This is a genomic window from Shewanella woodyi ATCC 51908, assembly GCF_000019525.1.
GTDB lineage: Bacteria > Pseudomonadota > Gammaproteobacteria > Enterobacterales > Shewanellaceae > Shewanella > Shewanella woodyi.
On the sequence record NC_010506.1, the window covers coordinates 1,898,927 to 1,920,230 of the forward strand.

The 21,304-nt window shown below is 41.1% G+C and carries 17 protein-coding genes and 1 pseudogene; 10 read left to right on the forward strand and 8 right to left on the reverse strand.

Annotation, left to right across the window (positions count from 1 at the left end):
• Positions 1-50 precede the first annotated feature (50 nt).
• From SWOO_RS07755 to SWOO_RS07780, 6 genes and pseudogenes are all read left to right on the forward strand, one after another.
• The gene (locus SWOO_RS07755; protein ID WP_012324158.1) at positions 51-908 is read left to right on the forward strand and encodes an SAM-dependent methyltransferase; all 858 of its coding nucleotides are present in this window, start codon (positions 51-53) and stop codon (positions 906-908) included.
• Between the two features lie 89 nt (positions 909-997).
• Positions 998-1,210, forward strand: coding sequence for a hypothetical protein (locus tag SWOO_RS07760; protein ID WP_012324159.1), 213 nt, complete (start codon positions 998-1,000; stop codon positions 1,208-1,210).
• 72 nt (positions 1,211-1,282) lie between these two features.
• Positions 1,283-3,151 carry a GGDEF domain-containing protein gene (locus SWOO_RS25465; RefSeq protein ID WP_012324160.1) on the forward strand — a complete coding sequence of 623 codons (1,869 nt, stop codon included), beginning with the start codon at positions 1,283-1,285 and terminating at the stop codon, positions 3,149-3,151.
• A gap of 98 nt (positions 3,152-3,249) precedes the next feature.
• A complete protein-coding gene (locus SWOO_RS25470; RefSeq protein ID WP_012324161.1) occupies positions 3,250-5,178 on the forward strand; it encodes a tetratricopeptide repeat-containing diguanylate cyclase in 1,929 nt (642 codons plus the stop codon).
• Between the two features lie 811 nt (positions 5,179-5,989).
• A pseudogene (locus SWOO_RS07775) lies at positions 5,990-7,330 on the forward strand (malate synthase); the annotation flags it as partial.
• 341 nt (positions 7,331-7,671) lie between these two features.
• Positions 7,672-9,156, forward strand: a complete 1,485-nt coding sequence (locus SWOO_RS07780; RefSeq protein ID WP_012324163.1) for an HDOD domain-containing protein — start codon at positions 7,672-7,674, stop codon at positions 9,154-9,156.
• A 24-nt stretch (positions 9,157-9,180) separates the two neighbouring features.
• Here the strand turns inward: SWOO_RS07780 and SWOO_RS07785 are convergent, their stop codons facing one another.
• The 6 genes from SWOO_RS07785 to SWOO_RS07810 all read right to left on the reverse strand — a co-directional run bounded on the left by SWOO_RS07785 (position 9,181) and on the right by SWOO_RS07810 (position 15,156).
• A complete protein-coding gene (locus tag SWOO_RS07785) occupies positions 9,181-9,669 on the reverse strand; it encodes a nuclear transport factor 2 family protein (protein ID WP_012324164.1) in 489 nt (162 codons plus the stop codon).
• 64 nt (positions 9,670-9,733) lie between these two features.
• On the reverse strand, positions 9,734-10,558 hold the full coding sequence (locus SWOO_RS07790) for a M90 family metallopeptidase (RefSeq protein ID WP_041417540.1): 825 nt from the start codon (positions 10,556-10,558) through the stop codon (positions 9,734-9,736).
• Between the two features lie 66 nt (positions 10,559-10,624).
• A complete protein-coding gene (locus tag SWOO_RS07795; RefSeq protein ID WP_012324166.1) occupies positions 10,625-12,370 on the reverse strand; it encodes a GGDEF domain-containing protein in 1,746 nt (581 codons plus the stop codon).
• Positions 12,367-13,794: an extracellular solute-binding protein gene (locus tag SWOO_RS07800; RefSeq protein WP_049774278.1), complete on the reverse strand. Its 1,428-nt coding sequence runs from the start codon at positions 13,792-13,794 to the stop codon at positions 12,367-12,369. The genes SWOO_RS07795 and SWOO_RS07800 overlap by 4 nt, the downstream gene beginning before the upstream one ends.
• Positions 13,795-14,021: 227 nt before the next feature.
• Positions 14,022-14,453, reverse strand: coding sequence for a hypothetical protein (locus SWOO_RS07805; protein WP_012324168.1), 432 nt, complete (start codon positions 14,451-14,453; stop codon positions 14,022-14,024).
• A complete protein-coding gene (locus tag SWOO_RS07810; protein WP_012324169.1) occupies positions 14,413-15,156 on the reverse strand; it encodes an AAA family ATPase in 744 nt (247 codons plus the stop codon). Before SWOO_RS07810 ends, SWOO_RS07805 begins: the two co-directional genes overlap by 41 nt.
• A gap of 448 nt (positions 15,157-15,604) precedes the next feature.
• Between SWOO_RS07810 and SWOO_RS07815 the strand changes: the two genes are divergently transcribed.
• The 3 genes from SWOO_RS07815 (at position 15,605) to SWOO_RS07825 (ending at position 16,917) form a co-directional block, all read left to right on the forward strand.
• Positions 15,605-15,829, forward strand: coding sequence for a DUF3820 family protein (locus tag SWOO_RS07815; RefSeq protein WP_012324170.1), 225 nt, complete (start codon positions 15,605-15,607; stop codon positions 15,827-15,829).
• A 141-nt stretch (positions 15,830-15,970) separates the two neighbouring features.
• Positions 15,971-16,273, forward strand: coding sequence for a hypothetical protein (locus tag SWOO_RS07820; RefSeq protein WP_012324171.1), 303 nt, complete (start codon positions 15,971-15,973; stop codon positions 16,271-16,273).
• A gap of 146 nt (positions 16,274-16,419) precedes the next feature.
• Entirely contained in the window at positions 16,420-16,917 is a 498-nt protein-coding gene (locus SWOO_RS07825; protein WP_049774279.1) for a GNAT family N-acetyltransferase, read from the forward strand.
• Positions 16,918-16,963: 46 nt separating this feature from the next.
• Here the strand turns inward: SWOO_RS07825 and SWOO_RS07830 are convergent, their stop codons facing one another.
• Together SWOO_RS07830 and SWOO_RS07835 are read right to left on the reverse strand one after the other, a co-directional pair.
• Positions 16,964-18,697 (reverse strand): bifunctional metallophosphatase/5'-nucleotidase, encoded by a 1,734-nt coding sequence (locus tag SWOO_RS07830; RefSeq protein WP_012324173.1) that lies wholly within the window; start codon positions 18,695-18,697, stop codon positions 16,964-16,966.
• 164 nt (positions 18,698-18,861) lie between these two features.
• Entirely contained in the window at positions 18,862-19,950 is a 1,089-nt protein-coding gene (locus SWOO_RS07835) for a CNNM domain-containing protein (protein ID WP_012324174.1), read from the reverse strand.
• A gap of 230 nt (positions 19,951-20,180) precedes the next feature.
• Between SWOO_RS07835 and SWOO_RS07840 the strand changes: the two genes are divergently transcribed.
• Complete coding sequence (locus SWOO_RS07840) at positions 20,181-21,302, forward strand: bifunctional tRNA (adenosine(37)-C2)-methyltransferase TrmG/ribosomal RNA large subunit methyltransferase RlmN (protein ID WP_012324175.1); 1,122 nt, start codon at positions 20,181-20,183, stop codon at positions 21,300-21,302.
• Positions 21,303-21,304 lie beyond the last annotated feature (2 nt).

Below are 21,304 nucleotides of genomic sequence, written 5' to 3' on the forward strand. Positions count from 1 at the left end.
CATCTATTACATAAGAGATAAAGCTATTTACTCCCAGCTTAAGTTTAGCTATGGGTATGGTAGCTGGTAAAATTACAATTGAGGATAGCTGCTTGTCATCTGGGGTTAGGGAAGTTAATGGAAGCTTAGTTTGCGTTGGTACCGGCTTAAATCTAGCTGGCCAGATAAGCGTGCTGAGTAAAAGTTATATAGAGAATGCTGATGTTGTTTTCTCTCTTGTGCCTGATGGCTTTGCTCAGCGCTGGTTAGAAACGCTTAATAATGATGTTCGCAGTCTACAACCATTTTATGCTCAGGGAGATGAGATAAAAAATCGTCGTGATACTTACGATCAGATGGTGGAGGCTATTTTGGAACAAGTGCGGGCAGGCAAGAGGGTCGTATGTGCCCTTTATGGTCATCCTGGTGTATTTGCCTGTGTTTCTCACTTTGCCATTGCACAAGCACTTGATGAAGGTTATAGCGCTAAAATGGAGCCAGGTATCTCTGCTGAAGCTTGTTTATGGGCTGATTTAGGCATAGATCCTGGTCAGTCTGGCCATCAAAGTTTCGAAGCTAGCCAATTTATGTTTTATAAACATACTCCAGATCCGACGACCCACCTGTTACTTTGGCAGATAGGCATAGCTGGTGAGCACACATTGACTGAGTTCCATACCTCATCGGATCGTTTGCAGATTTTAGTCGAGCAGTTAAATGAGTGGTATCCACTGGAGCATGAAATTACTATTTATGAAGCGCCAACTTTACCGATACACCAAGCTAGGGTGGATAAGCTGCTCTTAAGAGACTTACCTTTTGCACGTCTTACATCAATTAGTACTTTATTGATCCCCCCCTCTAGTAAGCTCGAGGTCAATCATGCCATATTGGGTAAGCTTGGGATAACTGAAGTGGATTTAGGCTAAGCATACAAGTGATATAGATTAGGGATAAATGCTAGGTGTTAGATTAAATACAATAAACATAACAGTCACAACATAAAAGGATGTAATTAATGTCAAATTTAAATGATTTTTTAGAGAAACTAAGTTCAGATGCCGATCTTAAAGCCAGATACCTTGAAAACCCTGAACAAGTGATGGAGGAGGCGGGTTTAAGTGAAGAGGAGAAGGAAGCGATGCGTTTAGGTGATGAGAAAAGCCTAAGTGATCTGACTGGAGACAAAAAAGCTTATAGAAAGCACATTATGTCCCCAAAAAATAAGTAATAACGATTAAAAAGCTCTGGGAGAAGCTTTGAAAGTCGTTTGTTGGTTAATTATTAGCTAAGTGGGTTCAAAATGAATAAGAAAAATGGGGAGGGTTCTCTTGTATTTTTGGTTGCCAAAACCATTCTTTTATGCAATTTGATTTTTTCTCACAAGCTGCTGAGAAGCTTTAGAAGTAAACATGTTGGATTAAATAAATCAATTTTTTTATTTCTATATGTAATTAATTTTTCTGGAGGAGTTGTGGCGGAATCATTTGATGAAGCATCATTGAATGATAAGCTTGTTACACTTGAATTAAAGCGGACGCAATCTCCTCAATTTGTATCTGATTCATTAAAAGATATAAAAAAGTTAATTAACAAAATGAGCTTAGAGCAGCGATATCGTTACGTTCTTCTTCAAGCGCATTCGTACGGCATTGCTGGTAAACCTAATGATGCATTCCAACTCTTAAATCAACAGCTGAAAAATGAATTCCCCATTCATCTTAAACATTATAAAGCTCGTACTTTATCTTTACTCGCAAACAGTTACTCGCACTACAATTATTTTTCTGATGCGTTAAAAACTCTTCATCAACTGCTTCCTTTATTAAGTGAAGTAAATGATATTGAAAGTGAAGTTATTGGCTATCGTTTGGCAATAGAGCTATTTGGTGAATTAAGAATGAGAAATGAAGCTTTGTCATATGCGAATGTTCTTTATAGTAAATTCGATGAAATTGTATCTCCACGACATAAATGCTTTGTGGCATTTAATTATGCGGAGAGCTTTTTGGGAGTTTATGGTTCTTCACCCAGTTTGTGGTCCAAAGTCGAGAGTTTATATGCGAATGCATATGAATTATGTAACACTGCCAATGAGAAAATGATAATGGCAGTGTCGGCTTTAGGGCAGTCAAATATGCTAATCAAAAGAAGAGCTTTTTTAGAAGCAAGAGAGTTGGCTAAGCATGGATTAGATTTGTCGATATCAATACCTTATCCACACGATATTGCAGAAGGGTATCTGACGCTAGCTCGAATTGATATTTCAGAAAGCTTGTATCAGGCTGGGCTCGTAGAACTTAAAAAAGCTTTAGATATCTCTTTAACACTTGGTGATAGTAAATTGCTTTCTAAAGTGTATAAGCCACTTGCTAAATTGAGCGAAGAACTTGGTGAGAGTGAGAAAGCATTAGAGTACCTAAAGCTTTACCAGCAGCATCATGAGAAAATATTAGGCGAAATTCAAAGTAAAATCATTGCTTTCGAGACGACAAAGCTTGATTACCTAGAGAAGGAACGACAGATCCGTTACCTTAATAAAGACCGTGAGCTTTATACCGCAAAAGCTGAACTAACCGAATCTCAGCGCAATAATGAACGAATGATGTTTCTGCTTATCTGTGGCAGCTTAGTGGTATTGACCCTGTTCGCTATTAATATGACCCTACAGAAGCGTAAATATATGAGGTTAGCCCAATTTGATGCGTTAACTGGCATATTTAATCGAGGGACTGGACAGAATTTAGCTGAAAACAGATATATTAAAGACTCTATGTCGGGGATAGATTTTAGTGTGGTCTTGTTTGATCTGGATCGCTTTAAGAGTGTAAATGATAACTACGGTCATGCAATGGGAGACTGGGTACTTAAGAAAGTCTGCGAAGTGGTCAGCAAAGAGTGCCGCAGTAGTGATATATTTACCCGTTTTGGTGGTGAAGAGTTTGTTCTCTTTATGCCGAACACCAGTGAAAGTGTGGCAAGAGAGGTCGCGGTAAAGTGTAAAGCTCGGATTTTGGCGATTGATACTCGATATTCGGGTCATGAGTTTACCATTAGTGCCAGTTTCGGCGTTGCAACCAGTACAGAGAAAGATTTAAGTCTCGACCCTATATTGCAACGTGCTGATATCGCAATGTATCAATCTAAAGAGCAAGGCAGAGAGCGGGATTAAATTCTAATGATATTGACACTTAAAGAAAGCTACCAGATAGATGTACTTTGTAAACTGAGATTATCATTCATGAAAAGTGATTAAAAATAGAGCTTTAGATGCCCAATATTGTGCTCAAAAATAGTATGACTTTTGATATCTCGTTTCGTTATAGCATGCGGTTAAAGCCAGGGGAGTTTGTAAGACAATATTGGCCATTGTTAGTCGCTTTTTTAGGCCGTAATCTTCATAAACTTTTTAATTTTAGTTTGATTGTATGGGTAGTTTGTCCAGCTAGTGTGATGGCTGATTACTCTACACACACTGCTCATCATAATAGTCAAATCAATAGAGAAACTATAGATGAGTCGCTAAGTTCATTAGAGCTAATTCGTTCTCAGTCTCCTGAGGTTGTTTCAAATCAGTTATTAACTCTCTCACCAAAGTTTGATGTGATGAACCGGGAGCAGCAATACCGCTTTACTCTGCTCCAGTCCCACTCATATGCATTATCTGGAGATTACTTGGGAGCCTCTGGTCCCTTAATTACACAGCTAGCAAAGCCATTTAGTGAGAAAAATGCAAAATATCGTATAAGTATGATGACTTTACTGACTAATATTTATTCTCACTTCGATTATTATGCTGATGCTTTGAAAACGTTACATCAATTATTGCCTCTTCTAGCCGATGTTGATGACATAGAGGCGAAAGTTCATGGATATATTGTCGCTGCTGGAATATTTGGGAAAATAGAGCTACATGAGGAAGCGCTCAAATATAGCCGAGCACTATTTTCAAAAATTGATAAGATGAAATCGGCAAGAAACCAGTGTTTTGCCTTGTATAGTTATGTCGACAGTATTCATGTTGCTTACGGTGATGATGAAGCTAGATTTTTACAAATACAATCTCTTTATGGCGATCTTTATAGGTATTGTGCTATCGCTAATGAGAAGATGATCATGAGTTCTTCCCTATTAGGTCAAGCGAAGATTTTGTTTTATTTAAAAGATTTCAATAATGCTAGAAAGAAAATAGATGAAGCGATCACACTATCAACAGAGATCCCTTATTTACTAGATATCGCAAGAGCTTATATATTATTATCGGAAATAGAGAGAGCTGAAAACAATAATAAGCTGGCTTTAATCTATATTAATAATGCATTAGAGGCAGCTTTGAAAGTAAAGGAAGAGGAGGTGATTTTATTAGTCTATAAGTCACTTTCTGAGATTAATGAAAAACTGGGAATGACAGATAAAGCTTTGGTACACCTAAAGCTTCACCAGCAATACCGTGAGAAAATATTAGACAGAAACCATAACGCAGTCATTGCTTTTGAGACGACAAAGCTTGATTACCTAGAGAAAGAGCATCAGATACGTTACCTCAATAAAGACCGTGAGCTTTATACCGCAAAAGCCGAACTAGCTGAATCCCAACGCAATAACGAACGTATGATGCTTATTCTGATCTGTGGCTGCTTAGTGGTATTGACCCTGTTTGCTATTAATATGACGCTACAGAAACGTAAATATATGAGGCTAGCGCAATTTGATGTATTAACTGGCATCTTTAATCGAGGAACTGGACAGAACTTAGCTGAAAACAGATATATTAAAGACTCTATGTCGGGCACAGATTTTAGTGTAATTTTGTTTGATCTGGACGATTTCAAGAGGGTGAATAATAACTATGGTCATGCAATGGGAGACTGGGTGCTTAAGAAGGTCTGTGAAGTGGTCAATAAAGAGTGCCGCAGTAGTGATATATTTACCCGTTTTGGTGGTGAAGAGTTTGCTATCTTTATGCCAAACACCAGTGAAAGTGTAGCAAGAGAGGTAGCCGAAAAATGTAAAGCACGGGTTTTGGCCATTGATACTCGCTATTCAGGCCATGAGTTTACCATTAGTGCCCGTTTCGGTATTTCAACTAGTACAGAAAAAGATTTAAGTCTCGACCCTATACTGCAACGTGCAGATATCGCCATGTATCAATCTAAACAGCAAGCTAGAGAGCGTGTCTCTGTTTATACTCCGGAATAAGTAAAGAGCGAAGTTTATTGAGCATGAGCACCTCATCCTTTCCACCCATTCACCTCCTCTGAAGGTATTAGCCACTTTTGAAAGAGTGGCTTTTCATCGAAACTAAATTCATTTTTTATTATTTTTCTTTATTTTTTTTAAGAAAACCAAATCAATTTTCTATGTTGATCGACAAACACAACTGGCCATATGTTAATGGGTTGTTTTGTTTTTCCTCTAGTTTACGTAAAGGTAATATTGAAACGCTTGTTTAAACTCGGCTTGTATTGCTAATTAGATAACCATCTGAAAATTATGTTTTTATGCTGTTTACTAACTGGTTAGTTCAAAACGGAAAGGAATATTGCCTATTCGAATAATAGACTTAAGTTGTGTATCATTAAGTTTACTTTATCTAATTTAATTACGTAATAATTTTCATGATTGTTGTTTTGGTAAATTTGTCTGACAAATTACTGATTAAGTAATGTTTTTGTTTGGGTTTATATAATAAATATCAATTTAATCATTGTCTTATTGTTATTTTTGTGAGTGTTCGCAACCATTTTACTACATTCTATTACCTAATTTTTCTCTGTCTTAAGTCATTTCACTCGCTTGCAAATAGAAAGAAATGTCAGTAGCTTTTGTTCAAAATACAGTTTAACGAACTAAAACTGACATGTTTAGGTTTTGGCCTTTTCTTTGGCTTTTATAGCTTTGCTTATTGCTTATGTAATATGTAATGGAAAAGCGTAAGAGGTCAGCAACCCTATTTTTTGGAGAAGAGCGAATGGCGCAAGAAGTGATACATAATGCACAGCAGGGAGCTATGGACGTGGCTCAGCTTGGACTCGATGCAAATTGTGATGTCGCAGCTCATCTACAAGCAGGTTATATCAGTGCTCCAGTTGAAACCAATAAGACGCAGGAGAGGCTTAAGGTTAATGGTGAAGTTGTTGATGGTCAGGATAAGGTGTTAAACGAGGGGGCACTGAGCCTGCTCTCTAGTTTGTGTCGTCAGTTTGCTGCTGAAGTTTCTGAGTTATTAGAGAATAGAAAAAGCCAACAAGCCAAGTATGATGCAGGCGGCACTCTGGATTTTTTACCTCAAACTAAAGCCGTTAGAGAGGGGAATTGGCAAGTTAGAGGGATCCCTGCAGACCTCATTAATAGAAGAGTGGAGATTGCCGGTTCTGTTGATCCATTGATGCTCATTAATGGATTAAACTCGAATGCAAACGTGTTTGTGGCTGATTTAGAGGAGTCACCTGCATCGAGCTGGAATGAGTTGATTGAGAAGCAAGTTAACTTACGAGGTGCTGTGCGTGGGGAGATTGAGTTCACCTCACCAGAGACTGGTAAATATTATCTGTTAAATGATGCTCCTGCCGTGCTGTTCTGCCGAGTTCGTGGCCTACATATGGTTGAACATCATCTTGAGTTTGATGAAGCCGCTATTCCAGCTGCTTTATTCGATTTTGCTCTCTACTTTTATAATAACTATCGACAGTTATTAGCTAAGGGCAGTGGTCCCTATTTTTATTTGCCTAAAATGGAAAGCCATCTAGAAGCAAAATGGTGGGCTAAGGTTTTTGCTTTTGTTGAGGAGCGTTTCTGCTTACAGCCTGGCACCATCAAATGCACTTGTTTGATTGAAACTTTGCCAGCTGTTTTTGAGATGGATGAGATCTTATTTGAGCTGAGATCCAATATCGTGGCGCTTAATTGTGGACGCTGGGATTCAGACTTTAGTTACATTAATACTGGCCGAAACCATAGTGATGAGTTATCGACTGATAAACAGATGTTTACCGTGGGAGAGTCGTTTTTAAGTGTCTACTCTCGTCTGTTAGTCAAGACGTGTCATAAGCGTGGTGCATTAGCGATTGGGGGAGTGGCAACCTATTTTCAGGCTAAAACGAATGAAATCAGTGCAGAACGACTCGAAAAAATTCGTATCGATAAAGAGCTAGAAGCTAGAAATGGGCATGATGGAACTTGCGTTGAACATCTAGAGTTAGTGGACGCTGTCACGGAGATATTTAATCAATATATTGGAGCAGAACAGGCCAACCAACTTCATATTACTCGTGATGTTGATGGTCCTATTAGTGCAAGAGAGCTGCTACAAGGCGTTGGAATTACAACTAACGTTAGGCTGGATATCAGAGCTGATAGCGAGTCAAATGCCGCCTAATGATGCGCTTTAATTAAATTACATACTTTTTGTCAAGCCAGTTTGCAAGATGGACTTGATGGTACTTGTTTCAATTTGCTGAATTTCAGCGGTTGTTCCCGCGCGGTATTCTTACGTGCTGTGCGGGCTTTTCTTTCCTTTCAACTGTGCACCATTGCTACGACAATGTTTGCTTGTGTTGGCGACTCCTCGTGAGTCGCTTTTTTTTATCTTAAACATTTAAGCAAATAGGTATGTATCTCTAGTGTAATGTGTTTTTATACCTATACTTAAATCAATTTACTTAAGCTTGCTTTTATCTGTCAGAGAATAACTTGAAATCGACCAACCAAACTTTATCTCATCCTAAATCGAAAGGAATCGATTATTGGACTAAACGGATTAGCGATCAAGAGATGCCAGCACTGTGCTCCACTGTTAAAACCTTGGAGAAGCTGGAGAAAGATGATGTGTCATCATTAAGTATCTTAGGAAAGAGCGTGATACATGATAACGCATTGACCTCTCGAATACTCAGAGTTGCTAATAGTGCGACCTACAGTAAAGGTAACAGTCAGATCACCACAGTGAGCAGGGCGACTGTGATGCTTGGTTTCGACAATATTCGCAGTATTTGCATCACGGCTAAGTTGCTAAGTAGTTTATTAGAGTCAGATGGTTTAACGCCTAATGTATATCAACGCCTATTAAAGCTGATGGCTCGTGCGTTTCAAGCAGCGATGTTAGCTAAGATGATGCTTAGGGAGCACGAAGAGGAGTTACAGGAGGAGGTATTTATCGCCTCTTTACTCTATCACCTTGGGGAGAGTGCTTTTTGGAGCACGGGTAGTGAGGAAGCGATAGCACTGGACACCTCTATCTCTCAATGTTGCGATGCTAAAGAGGAGAAGACTGTAATACGTGAAAATCTAGGTACCTCCTTTAATATGCTCTCACAAGGTATTGCTAGAGCCTGGGGGTTAGGCGAAGTGTTACAAAAAGCTCTTAGCAGCCCAGATGCGAGGACGCCAGAGATCCGCAGTATTTTTCTGGCCAATGAGATTTGTGAAATACTCTCTCAGTCTACTCCTTCACCCAGCGAGCTACAGCATAGGCTACAACAAACAGCGACCATGTTAGATATAGAGGTGGATGAACTTAAAGGGCGCATGATACGCTGCAGTAAGGCAACGAAAAAGCTTGCTGAAGCCTATGGCGCTAAAGTATTGCTTGAGTATCTCCCCAACCCAAAGCTATTGACCAAAGACCTTGAGGTTGAAAAAGATAAACCTGCGCTTCGAGTACCTAATATGGCTGAACAATTGAAAAAATTGCGAGCATTAACTGATTGTGCAGTGACTAAAGCCGACTTTAACCAAGTTATCACCATTACTTTGGAGGGAATACTCTTAGGAGTGGGGGTTGACCGTTGTGGCGTGTTGCTGTTGTCACCCAATCGTAAGCAGTTACAGCCTCGAATTGTACTTGGCGATGGGGCAGAGCAGATGAAAAATGAGTTCATCATCTCTCTTGAGCAGAAAAAGTGCCTATTTAGCGAAAGTATTGAGTTGAAGCAGTCTATGTTTGTTGATGAGCCTGATTCAGCTAAATGGCGTCTTTATATGGATGATGATCTTAAGAGTAAAGTCTCATCGAAGGGCTTTATGCTGGCTCCACTAATTGTTGAGAAGAAGGTGATTGGAATGATCTATGCCGACAGAGCTAGTTCAGCACGTAGCCTAGGCCAGCCAGAATTCGATAACTTCACCCACTTCTCTAATCTTGCTAATCTATGCCTTACTGCCGCTTTGGGACATTGATGGTTTTAGTTTGTAAACTTAGTCTCATTGTAATTTGATAGTGGCTGTTATCTCTTTTGCTATCGCATTGGGAATAGGAAAACTTAGGTGGTACTGAGCCACTTTCCAGCCCATATCAGTTAAGACCAAAGTGCCAGTTCCTCGACTTACACCGTAGGATTGGCTGTCTAGAAGCTCATCAAAAACAATGACCTTATCCAGCTTTTGCATCGTGTTTAATTTTCTACTTTTGAGTGTGTAGGTCCAGCCTTTAGTTGGGCGAGCGTATTGCTGAAACTTCTCCATTGTCCAATGCTCATTGGCATCGGTGCCGATGAAGATAGCATCAGGAAGGTAAAGCGAGAAATAACAATCCCAGTCACCATCACTTGCTGCTTGATGCAGTTTATCCAGCACCTGCTCAGCATTATGATCTGTTGATTTGGCAAACGCTGCCGTGTTAATTGATGCTGCAATGATGAGTAGTGCTGAAATGAACGGTTTTAGTGCGCTCAGTTTAAAGTTAGCTCTCATAGTGTAAACCCTGTTTTTGTCATTATGTTAGTAGGTATTTTTTGGCGATGATAGTCATTTGGTATTAATGCCAATTTATGGGATCCAGCTTAAAGAAATGACTTAGTTCTGTATAGAGCTCTCGATGAGATTGGTAGAACTCTTGGGGTTGTTCGAAAAACACCTCTGTAATGACTGCAAAAAACTCGGCGGGATTCGTGGCACCATAGTAACTGAAAATTGAAGGGGTGTTCTGCTCTGCTTGGTATTGAAGTCGTTCAAACTCTCTGCTCAGGACTTCCGACCAGCTTGAATAATCATCTAAGGAGCTTAAAATCGGTGCACCATTTGCGTTACCATCCTCTTGATCAAGCTGATGGGCAAATTCATGTATCACCACGTTGCTGCCATCGCGAGGGTCTGCAGCATCATCTTGAGTTGTTTGCCATGACAGCACGACTTTGCCATTTTCCCAAGACTCCCCAGAGAGTAGTCTTTTCTTATCTCCTACGACTCCACCGCTGCGGAGTTCATGATTCTTCACAATAAAAACAGAAGGGTAAACTAATATCTGCTTCAGTTTTGGATAAAAATCAGTTTTACGATTAAGCAGTAATAAACAAGCTTGTGCGGCTATAGTAACGCGGATCTCATCATCAATCACAATACCGTCACAGCCGATAAACTCCTTTTCATCGATAAAAACCTGTATTAAATCTTTTAGTTGTAGTTGAAGGTCTGCTGGTAGGGAGCGGAAATAGGGCATACGTTGCTTAAGAATTATTCGCCAACTAGCTGGGAAGGGCGTAGCTGTGACGCTCGCTCTATGTCTAGCGATTCGCCATGAGCGCGAAGCTATCCAGAAGATAGAGAAGAGTGCCAATAGCGAAACAATAACGATTGCCAGCATAGAAGTTTTATCCATTCACAATGACTAATGTAAATGAGATAGGGTCGATGAAGAGGTAATTCAAGTTTAGCGTAAATTGTTTACCGCTTTAAACTCAAGATTAGAGACAATACAGTTTCTGCCCGATGCCTTTGCTTGGTAAAGTGCAATATCCGCTTGATGAATTAAGGTTTCGGCAGTGATACCTGGCTCAGAGTTTGAGGTGGTGACGCCTATACTGATAGTAGTGAGCTCATTATGCAGGGAGTCTGCATGGGGAATGGCGAGCTTGATGACCTCCTCTCGCATTATCTCTGCGATGTCACTGGCAGTTTGATTATCAGTTGCGGTTAAGAAAACAATAAACTCCTCGCCACCGTAACGGGCAAATATTCTATCTTGCATCTCAGGTAAGGTTTTTAACGCATAGGAGATACGCTTAAGGCATTGATCTCCGATAACATGACCATACCTATCATTAAACAGTTTAAAGTTATCGACATCGAACAATATGATAGAGATTGGTTGGTTAAACTTACTCGTTGATTTTAATTCATGCTTTAGCTTGTGATCGAAAAACCTACGGTTATATGCGCCAGTTAATCCATCAATTTCAGAGATAGATTTGACCTGGGCTGCATAGCTTTTCAATGTTTCTAATGAGCTCACCATCTGCTGAAGTTCTAAGTTATCGGCCTGAGGCAGCGGAGTGTTCTGTTTCTCATTGGCGATAGCTTGCATCGCATTGCTGGTAGCGATAACGGGTTGTATTATCCCTTTAGAGATAAAGTGCCAGTTGGTTAACCAGATGAAAAATGTATATAGCACTCCGGCAAAGAAGATAAGCCATACAAAGGAGTTACTATCATCTTTTAGATGTTGTCCTTCAATGTCGACCTGCTTCTTTACTTGCTCTACCAGTTTTGAGGAGAAGAGTGCGATCTGATGGGCTGCATCGGCTTGTATCTCAAGGTGAGTGTTCGCTATTCGACCACTATTTACTGAATCTCGGCTTGAAATAAATAAGTTTGAGGAGCCGATTAGATTAGGGTGTATCTGTGATAACCAGTCCTCTTTTAATTGAGCAGCAATCTTAGATGAACTAGGGTGCTGTTTTAATGCTAAAAAGTGTCGCATAGCCTCTCGTTGCAACTGATTGTTCGTTTTATTATCAGCATTATCATCTACCTCAGCTGCGAGTCTGAATACCTGCATGCCTAAGTGTAAAAAGTCGGTGAGCTCTCTATGTTCATCAATCGATTTTTGAAGTTGGGGATAGTTTTTTTGGCTTAAATACCCGTCGGCCTTTTGATCTAATTTAGTGAGTTCATTTGAAACTGCTCGTGAAAAGCCTTTCTCGATGAGTCCCATATTAAGTTTAAGTCGGCTGGCTTGTGTCTCAGCTTCTTGTGCATTCTCAGTGAGTTGAGCTAAAAGTGGGATCTGCTTAGCCGCTAACTGTATTGTGCTTAAATGAGCGTTGAGCTTCGCAAGCTGTGCTTGGTCAGTTTCAAGTTCAATAAGTGAGAGCAAGCCTCTCTCTAATCCACTCCACTGCTCCACTAGCACATTGAGTAGTTCTGTGCGCTCACTGTTTGTGCTAAATGATGAAAGCCTGACAGTGGTGAGCTGTAACTCCTGACTGTTGTTAGACAGCTTAAGCGCGTACATTATTTTACTCACGTCTTGATTGATTAAGTGGTCTAGCTTACGCTGCAGTTCCTGAGATAAACCAATCGACGTAAGCCCAATCGTTAACGTAAGTATAATGATGATATATATAAGTAATCTTAACTTTTCTTTTAAGCTGCTTAAGGGCTTTTTTAGTTTCATCTTCTTACCACTGGCACTTCACCGGAGCGATTTTGGATCTGCTCAATTTTGTTAATCAACTGAGAGGTTACAGATTCTATATCCTCGTTACTGTTAGACAGCTGAAAGCAGCTTTTTGCCAGTTCCGGATAGATATCTCCCATTGCAGTACTGGTGAAGTGGCCCAATTTAAGGACCTCGTCTGACCAATTAATATTGGCGTTATGGCTGACGTTAAACGCGCCACCTATGTGCCGTAACTCTTCTGTTTGAAACTCTGGTGCGGTTGCAACATCAATTCGGCAAGGATTTCCCCCGCCAAGCGCGTAGGCATATTGCGCTTCAAAGGACCCCATATATTTCAGTAACCAATAGGCTGCTTGGGGATTGACGCTATCATAGGCAACAGCAAAGGCATAGGCACCATTGTAGGGCTTACCACCAGGGACTTGTGCAATGCCAAGCTTGGCTCCTGGTATATTTGATTCAACTTGAAAAGAGGCGCTCCAAAGATTGTTATAAGCGAAAGGCCACATGGCAACGTCACCGTTGGCTAATGTGTTTGCAGCTTCCTTAAAGGCAAACTGCTTATGGGCGGGAAAAGCATGACGCATTAGATCTCGGTAAATGTTAGCTGTGCGAATAAGTGTCGCATTCTCTCGGGGGAGTTGGAAGAGCTTTATCTTCTCTTTACCATTGTATTCTGGTTTCATCCAGTAACCATTGAGGCTCCATAGGATGGAGGAGAATTCATCGTTAATATGGGGACGGTTTCCTGACATTAATGCCAAGCCATAAAAGGGTTTCTTTAGTATGTTACTGCCTAGGTTCTCACCTGCTTCTCTAGTGAAAAAAGCGCTGATATCTTTTAACTCTTGAATGCTACTGGGAGGAGCCAGTGTATAGCCATATTTAGCTTGGAAATTAAACTTCTCTTTAGGATGCTCAAATAGATCGGCTCTGTAATGGTTGCCCATCACATAGTTGTTGTAGGGTATGGCATGGATCTCACCTTGGTAGGAGAGGATATTGAGTAGTGATGAGTAATATGGCTCAAGATAGCTGTTTATGCCCCTTTCACCACTGGGATCATAGAGGGATGCAAGTTCCGATAGAGGCACTGTTAATCCTTTCGATGCCCACTCTTTTGCCCAACCCGCTTCCATAGTCAGCAGATCATACTTACCTGCTCCTTGGATTAAAGACTCAGTTTGAAGAGTATACATCTGATCCAAAGAGGTGGTGATGACATTAACTTTTATCCCTGTTTGAGCCGTAAATTTAGGGAGCATCTTCTCTTTTAAATGTACTGTCCAAAATCCAGTTTCTGCGACTAAAGTGATCGCTTTTTTATTCTCTATTTCGGGGATCTGTTCGAGTGAAAATTGCGCATGACTCTCCAGGATGTAAAGAAATGATACAAAGATAAAAAAATTGTTTAACATCTTAGGCACGTGATATTACTCCATTTTACCACCCCGTAAGACTATATTAATACTATTATGTTGCACATTTGTATAGGTAATATTTCAAAATGGCTTACTAGTCATACGAAGATGTGAGATTTGTTCCTATCATGGAGGAATATATTGGGAAAAAAGAACTGGCAGCTTAAAGGAACTTAACGATGAAACAGCTTCTCTGCCAGTCAAAGGGTGGGAGAAATGGGGGGTTAATCTACAATTATTGAGCGCTCTTTTGTTTTTCTTTCATCATCACTAAGTGAAAAATGGTGCTCGATTAAAAAACGGATTAATTTTGATTTTGCAACGTCACACCCACTGGCTAATTCAGCTAAATGTGAAATGGCGGATTCACTTAGCGTGAATGTGGCTTTGCGATAGGGCTCGTTGCCTTTACGTATCTGTGTGACAGCTTTTGCTGATTGAGCCTTTACCTTACAAGAAGGCTGTTGAGGCTGCTGGTTAACCATTGAGGCGAGGGTGATCACCTCTGCCATGCCTTGGTCTGTATTTTTAAACCCAGCAGCGTAATGTGTCGCTTCATCAATGAAGTCTTCAATGTTGACCTGTTGATGTCGACTTACATGAGTTTGCCCGCGATTAGACTGCGTAGAGCTTTTCTTGAGATCTGCTAGTCCCATAGTCACCTCTGGTATTGTTCATTTTAGCTGCGGCGATACGATTTCTTATCTCTGTCGCGTCAGCAGCTTCTAACATTTCGCAAGCTATGCTTCTCATCTCTTTTGCAGCTTTGCCCTTTGGTTCTATCTCTATGACCGATAAACCAGACTCTTCACTGTCATCAAAGATATTACGGCTGTAGTTGATGGCATCAAGTACATTAATGTCGTAAGTCCTACAGACCTCTTTTGCTTCAAGAATGCGATTTGCCTGGCTTGGCAAACTAGGGCATTGGGTGATCACAAATGATGCTTTCATCTTTGGATTAATCATCATGCATGTGGCGACAATATCATCCATGTGGTTGACTGTTTTTAGGTCTCGACGTTTAGGTCTGAGCGGCATTAATACATGAGAGGCGACAGACATACTGGCTCTGAGTGCTAAGTTATCTTGTCCGCCACAATCGACAATAACAAAATCATAATGCTGCTCCAGACTGAGAAGATCATTACGGATTTTTCCATAGAGTTGTACGCAATTAATGCTGGCGAGTTCTGGGTTATTATTTCTAGCTTGGATCCAATCTGATGTGGTTCTTTGAGGATCGCAGTCGACCATAATGACGGATGCATTACACTCTGCTGTTAGAAATACGGCTATATTTTGGGCTATGCAACTTTTGCCACTGCCCCCCTTTTCACCTCCGACTAAGATGATCATCTCTGTTCCCCTCACGTAAATAGCATGTGTTAGTCAATATCTATCTCTTGCTCAAATATCAATTTAGAGAATAATCATATGTTGGTCAATTACCTGATTTTTGACGTTTTTTTTGTTTTTGGCTTGCGTCGTAAAATTGACAGAACAGTGTTTTTGACGCCTTTTTGACATCGAAAAACTAAAAAAGAATTTACCTTGGTTAATACAATGTTATCAGTAAGATGGAGAGCTTTTGTTGAGCTGTTGAAAAGTAAAGTGGAGGCAAACAGGGCATTCAATAGGAGTACTGATGAACTTTATAGTTCTAAATGAAATTAAATAAGCTGTAAGTATAAGAAAAGGATATAGTACTTTTTTACTAGATTTAACCTCAGTGGACGGTTTGAGCTGTGTTTCTGTTAAGTTAAACTAGTCAAGATGTGTAGAAGTGGTAATTGGAAGTGAGTATATGAATGAACAGATATTGCTAGAGGCAATTAATCAAAAGATGCCTTTTGGCAAGTATGCAGGCCGTAAGCTACTCGAGCTGCCTGAACCTTACTTAGTTTGGTTTCACTCTAAAGGTTTCCCTGAGGGAAAGTTGGGTGAGCAGTTGGCGTTAATGTATGAGATTAAGCTCAATGGACTCGAAGGAATGCTGCAACCTCTATTAGCTAAAGTTCCAAGAAATTGATTTTTGATTTCGGTTTTATGATCTTGATCTAAAAGATGGGCATTGCTTCTGTATTTGATTTCTTTAATAGAGATTTATTCATGACTGCGTGCTTTAATGATTTCATCATATCAATGACTGTGGAAAGAAAGGGAACAGATAATGATAGCTAAACTTGTAAAATTGCTTGCTGTAGCAACACTAACATTAGGGATCTCTAGTGCATGGGCTCAAGGGGTCGTGCATGAAGGCACTGTGGTAGATACCATGAATGGCGGTGGTTACACTTACGTACAGATTAAAGAGTCTGATAAGACATTTTGGGCAGCCGGTCCACAAGTTGAGATCAGTAAAGGTGACAAGGTTGTTGTTCAAGAGCAGATGTGGATGAATGATTTCACTAGCAAAACCTTAAACCGTACTTTTGATGAACTGCTATTTGTTGGCCGCATCGATAAGAAGTAATGATGACTCAACCAATTCGGATGCCGATTTAGTTGAAAACTTGTTGAAAATGGTGGCTCGATAACTCTGGTTATCGCCACCATTTTTGTTTATCTTCCATTATTCATGCAAACTAATACCATCTCTTTTTCATGTGCCAGCGATCCATGTTTTCAGTCATTGCCTACCAAGCAGGCTACGCAACTAGCGTGAGCCAACTTTTTCACGATGCAATTCATGCTATCGATGAGGTGCATTACTCATTTGAGGATAAATCTGCTTGGTCATCAAAGCCGAGATCGGCCTATCACTGGCATAAGCGAATGAGTCGCTCAAAAGCTTGGCTTATGATTGATAAGAGCATGCTCATAGATGGCCAGCCTAAGTGCTGTGGATTTATCAATATTGAGACAGGGTTTTATACTCAAGGCTATATCGATAGTTTATATGTTCATCCTGCCTATCAGGGGAAGGGGATTGCTAAAGCCCTGTATCAAACTCTTGAACAGTGGGGCGTAGAGCAAGGCTATCGAGAGTTGATGGTTGATGCTTCTAGCCTCTCCAAAGCTATGTTTCTGTCACAAGGCTTTAAGCTGTGTCACCGAAGCTATCAGGAGAAACGTGGTCGTGTGATCATGGGGTACTTGATGAAGAAGCAGCTTTAGTCACAACCAATTTTGTAACGGCTACTACTTCTATTATCAATAAAGATCACAAGTGGCTGGTGTAATGCACTTGAGGTGCTATCTCATCCTCTAAGGAGCCTTGTTGCCGCTCCATATAGCGAGTGAAAGCGAGGGGAAGCGTAAGCTCGTTTATTGGCTCTTGGGTTTTAGCTTGTAGCAGAGGGCCATAACCCTCCTTACCCGATACGGTATAGGCGGAAGAGACGCCAAAATAATATGTCTCTTTATCGACAGCAAGCCAAGTGAGACCATCCTCAGCCAAAACTTCTAGGGAGAGAACCCTTTCGCCTAACGCTTTACGGCCATCGTAACAATATTTAAGACCATAAGTGTAGGGAAAGCTGCCTGCACCAGTGCCTGTGACGCTATTGTTGGTGGCTGAGTTGATGGCTGATTCGATGGCCGCAAACAGATAGATACCCTGTATCTCATAGTGAACTAATGGCAGATCGAATGGCAATAAACGTCCAACAACGTACGCGAGGGTGACTTCACCTTTATTGAGTGATTGCCTTACGCCACCGGCATTATGAAGAGCAAAGTCGACTCTGGGAAGTTGATGCTTGGCTTCATGAAAGATGCTCTTACAAACCAAAGGGGCGATTTCACTACCGTGAGGCAGTGCTTTACTGGGTAGGCGAGTGTGTACTAAATTTTTTGGTACAAAGCCTAAAATGGTTTGTTCAAGGGCTGTGATGGCTGGTTTATATTGAGTGTTAATCACTTGGGTAACTGAGCTGTCCTCATCATCCCAAGTAATGCCAGGATGCTGTTTTAGGTGAGCATAAACCCTATCGTATTCACCTTGAGAAATATCATGTTTAGACTCGAGAATGAACTGACTGTCCAACATAAAGAGGTTATGACCTTCGAGCTTGGTGACCATACCTAATTCATTAAACTCGATATCTGCAAGGCCAATTGTCTCGGCGTGTTTTCCAGCATGCAATATTGGGGTGTTGTTGACACTCACTCCGTAGGGCGTCGAGCTGAGTCCAAACTCTTTAAATTCTCCCTGAAGCGTATGTGAGTGCCCACCAACAATTAGACTTATCCCATCGACAGACTCAGCTAATACCTTGTCTTGATCAAACCCGAGATGACTAAGCACTAAGATATGATCTATGCCTTCGGCTTTCAGTGCGTTAACTGTATTTCGAGTCGTTTTAATCGCATCGATAAAATGGGTATCGGGATCGGGGCGAGCAATCTCTGCCATCTGATCTAAAGTGATACCGATAATAGCCAGCTTTTTATCTTGAAGTGGCTTGAAAACCACTTTAGCTATGCCTTTTTCATTATGGTATTCATAGAGGTTTTTATGGCCCTTAAGCGCACTGCTTTTTGTTGTGCACTCTAGGCTTAGATCCATATTTCCTGCGAGCAGAGGGAACTGAATACTATCTAGGAAAGCGAGAATGGGCGCACTACCGGCATCGACCTCATGATTGCCTATGACCATGGCATCTGGCTTTAATAGATTAAGGAGGTGAGCGTTAGCAGCGCCCTTAAACTGATTAAAGTAAAGAGAGCCCTGAAAACTGTCACCACCATGAAGAAACAGAAAGGCTTGCTTAGAGCTTTGAGCCTGTGATCTTGCTTGGTTGATCTGGTAATTGAGCCTAGCATACCCGCCGCTATGGGTATAAATGTCGTAGCTTTTTCCCTCATCTTCATAATTGAATCTCACACTACTACTGTCAAAGTGGGAGTGAGTATCGTTGATATGGGCAAGTTTGAGGGTATAGCGGATGGGCATAAAGTCTGGCTCTTAGGTCAATCGGGAGAGGATTGTACACCCGATACCCAAGCCACTTCAAGACGCAGGCATTAGTATCTTGGGGTCGTTTGGGAGGATTAAGAAAACAAAAAAGGGAAACTCAAGTTTCCCTTTTAGCCTTGCGCTTATTGAAGCGTTAGCGGTTATGAGCCTGACTTTGGCGTTTCGACATAGGAGTCAAACTCACCGTCATCGGAGAAGGTGATCCCTTTGTCGGTCATGCGCTTTTCCCACTGCTTACGTGCAAGTTGCTGCATATCAGTGACAGGGTCGTTGCTATCGACAATCTCCAAGCCTAATAAAGACTCGATAATATCTTCTAACGAGACGATACCTTCACCAGTACCGTATTCATTCACGACCATAGCTATCTTGGTATTACGCTTAATCAACAGCTGAAACAGAGGAAGAATTTTAGCGGTTTCCGGTATCACAACCAGATTTCGTTTTAGCTCACCTATGCTGGCTTGGGGCGTTTTACGCTCCGATAGCAAGATATCGTTGCGGTTGATATAACCAATGACATCATCAGGATCGTCATTGAAGATCGGAATGCGCGAGAAGGGCGATGTTTTGTGCTTCTTAGCAAACTCCTCTTGGGTCATTGAGGAGGGTAAGCTAAACATAACCGTTCTTGGTGTCATGATCGCACTGACCGGCATCTCTTTTACCGATAGCATTTGAGTCAAAATCTTTGACTCCTGCTCATCAAGTTCGCCAGACTCTTGGCCAATTTTAGCCATGGCACTCATCTCTTGACGAATATATTGACCTTCATCGCCTTTACCTAAAAGCTGTGTCACCTGCTGAGACATCCAGATCAGAGGATACATAATCCTCTCCATCCATAGAAGAGCAATAGATACTGATGGCGCGAGAGTACGCCAGTAGTTTGCACCTATGGTCTTAGGGATAATCTCTGAGAAAAACAGGATAAGGAAGGTTAAGATACCAGAGAAAACACCTAACATCTCATCACCGAACACTTTAGCGGCTTGTGCACCCGCAACGGCAGCACCCACAGTGTGAGCTATGGTGTTTAAGGTTAGGATAGAGACCAGAGGTGACTCTACATTGTCTTTCTGTTTACTAAGACGGTCTGCCGCACTAGGGTTAGTGTGGACCAAGTTTGCAATATAGCTTGGGGTGACAGAGAGTAAAACGGCTTCGAACACGCTGCAAAGGAAAGAAACGCCAATTGCAACACATACTATAACGATGAGGGTGATCATTTAGAGGTTTATAATTTGCTGACCAATATTAGTCCACGTTAATTCTAACATTAAAACATTCCGCTTTCCTACATATGCTGCATTAAACATATTTTATGGGATAAGAGTTGAGAAAGGGAGTATCTTAGGTGTAGATATAATGGCCAGCGCTATCACTGCTAGCTAAAATTGGGGTATCTCTGTATAATTCGCCGCCCTGTGGCGTGTATTAGGTGTTGAGGTTAGTCAAAATGAGTGAAAAGAAAATCAATTTATTGGATCTTGACCGTAAAGGGTTAAGAGCATTATTCACTGAAATGGGTGAGAAGCCGTTTCGTGCCGATCAATTGATGAAGTGGATTTATCATTTTGGCGTCAGTGACTTTGACGAGATGAATAATATTAACAAAGCGCTGCGTGCGAAGCTTAATGCCCGCTGTGAGATTGTTGCGCCTGAAATTTCCAGCTTTCAAAAGTCTGAAGATGGCACCATTAAGTTTGCTATTAATGTTGGTCAAGGCCAGGAAGTTGAAACCGTTTACATTCCAGAAGATGACAGAGCAACCTTGTGTGTTTCATCACAAGTGGGTTGTGCTTTAGAGTGCACCTTCTGCTCGACTGCTCAGCAGGGCTTTAATCGTAACTTAACGGTTTCTGAAATTATTGGTCAAGTTTGGCGTGTTGCGGACTTTATCGGTTTTGTGAAAGAGACTGGCGAACGTCCTATTACTAACGTCGTTATGATGGGAATGGGTGAGCCACTACTGAACCTAAAGAACGTGATCCCTGCAATGGATATCATGTTAGATGATTTTGGTTTCAGCCTCTCTAAGCGCCGAGTGACGGTATCAACTTCAGGGGTTGTACCAGCATTGGATAAGTTAGGTGATGCTTTAGATGTTGCTTTGGCGGTAAGTATTCATGCTCCTAATGACGAACTGCGTGACGTGTTGGTTCCAGTCAATAAAAAGTATCCTTTAGAGGAGTTTTTAGGTGGGATCCGCCGTTATATTGCTAAGTCGAACGCTAACCGAGGACGTGTAACTGTTGAGTATGTCATGTTAGATCATATCAATGACAGCACAGACCAAGCCCATGAATTAGCTAAATTAATGAAAGATACCCCCTGTAAGATTAACCTTATTCCGTTTAATCCTTACCCTGGTTCACCTTATGGTCGCTCCTCTAATTCTCGTATCGATCGTTTCTCCAAAGTATTGATGGAGTACGGTCTAACAGTGATTGTTCGCAAGACTCGTGGTGACGATATTGATGCTGCTTGTGGTCAATTGGCCGGTGATATCAGAGACAGAACTAAGCGTTTAGCGAAAAAACGCATGCAAGATAGCCAAATATCGGTCACAATAAACTAACT

What these genes read in the sequence shown, in the direction of transcription:
- SWOO_RS07760 (WP_012324159.1), top strand. Translation starts at nt 998, where the DNA reads ATGTCAAATTTAAATGATTTTTTAGAGAAACTAAGTTCAGATGCCGAT.
- SWOO_RS07815 (WP_012324170.1), top strand. Translation starts at nt 15,605, where the DNA reads ATGAATGAACAGATATTGCTAGAGGCAATTAATCAAAAGATGCCTTTT.
- SWOO_RS07790 (WP_041417540.1), bottom strand. Translation starts at nt 10,558, where the DNA reads ATGCTGGCAATCGTTATTGTTTCGCTATTGGCACTCTTCTCTATCTTC.
- SWOO_RS07840 (WP_012324175.1), top strand. Translation starts at nt 20,181, where the DNA reads ATGAGTGAAAAGAAAATCAATTTATTGGATCTTGACCGTAAAGGGTTA.
- SWOO_RS07830 (WP_012324173.1), bottom strand. Translation starts at nt 18,697, where the DNA reads ATGCCCATCCGCTATACCCTCAAACTTGCCCATATCAACGATACTCAC.
- SWOO_RS07825 (WP_049774279.1), top strand. Translation starts at nt 16,420, where the DNA reads ATGTTTTCAGTCATTGCCTACCAAGCAGGCTACGCAACTAGCGTGAGC.
- SWOO_RS07835 (WP_012324174.1), bottom strand. Translation starts at nt 19,950, where the DNA reads ATGATCACCCTCATCGTTATAGTATGTGTTGCAATTGGCGTTTCTTTC.
- SWOO_RS07795 (WP_012324166.1), bottom strand. Translation starts at nt 12,370, where the DNA reads ATGAAACTAAAAAAGCCCTTAAGCAGCTTAAAAGAAAAGTTAAGATTA.
- SWOO_RS07800 (WP_049774278.1), bottom strand. Translation starts at nt 13,794, where the DNA reads ATGTTAAACAATTTTTTTATCTTTGTATCATTTCTTTACATCCTGGAG.
- SWOO_RS07785 (WP_012324164.1), bottom strand. Translation starts at nt 9,669, where the DNA reads ATGAGAGCTAACTTTAAACTGAGCGCACTAAAACCGTTCATTTCAGCA.
- SWOO_RS07805 (WP_012324168.1), bottom strand. Translation starts at nt 14,453, where the DNA reads ATGGGACTAGCAGATCTCAAGAAAAGCTCTACGCAGTCTAATCGCGGG.
- SWOO_RS25470 (WP_012324161.1), top strand. Translation starts at nt 3,250, where the DNA reads ATGCCCAATATTGTGCTCAAAAATAGTATGACTTTTGATATCTCGTTT.
- SWOO_RS07755 (WP_012324158.1), top strand. Translation starts at nt 51, where the DNA reads ATGGGTATGGTAGCTGGTAAAATTACAATTGAGGATAGCTGCTTGTCA.
- SWOO_RS07810 (WP_012324169.1), bottom strand. Translation starts at nt 15,156, where the DNA reads ATGATCATCTTAGTCGGAGGTGAAAAGGGGGGCAGTGGCAAAAGTTGC.
- SWOO_RS07820 (WP_012324171.1), top strand. Translation starts at nt 15,971, where the DNA reads ATGATAGCTAAACTTGTAAAATTGCTTGCTGTAGCAACACTAACATTA.
- SWOO_RS25465 (WP_012324160.1), top strand. Translation starts at nt 1,283, where the DNA reads ATGAATAAGAAAAATGGGGAGGGTTCTCTTGTATTTTTGGTTGCCAAA.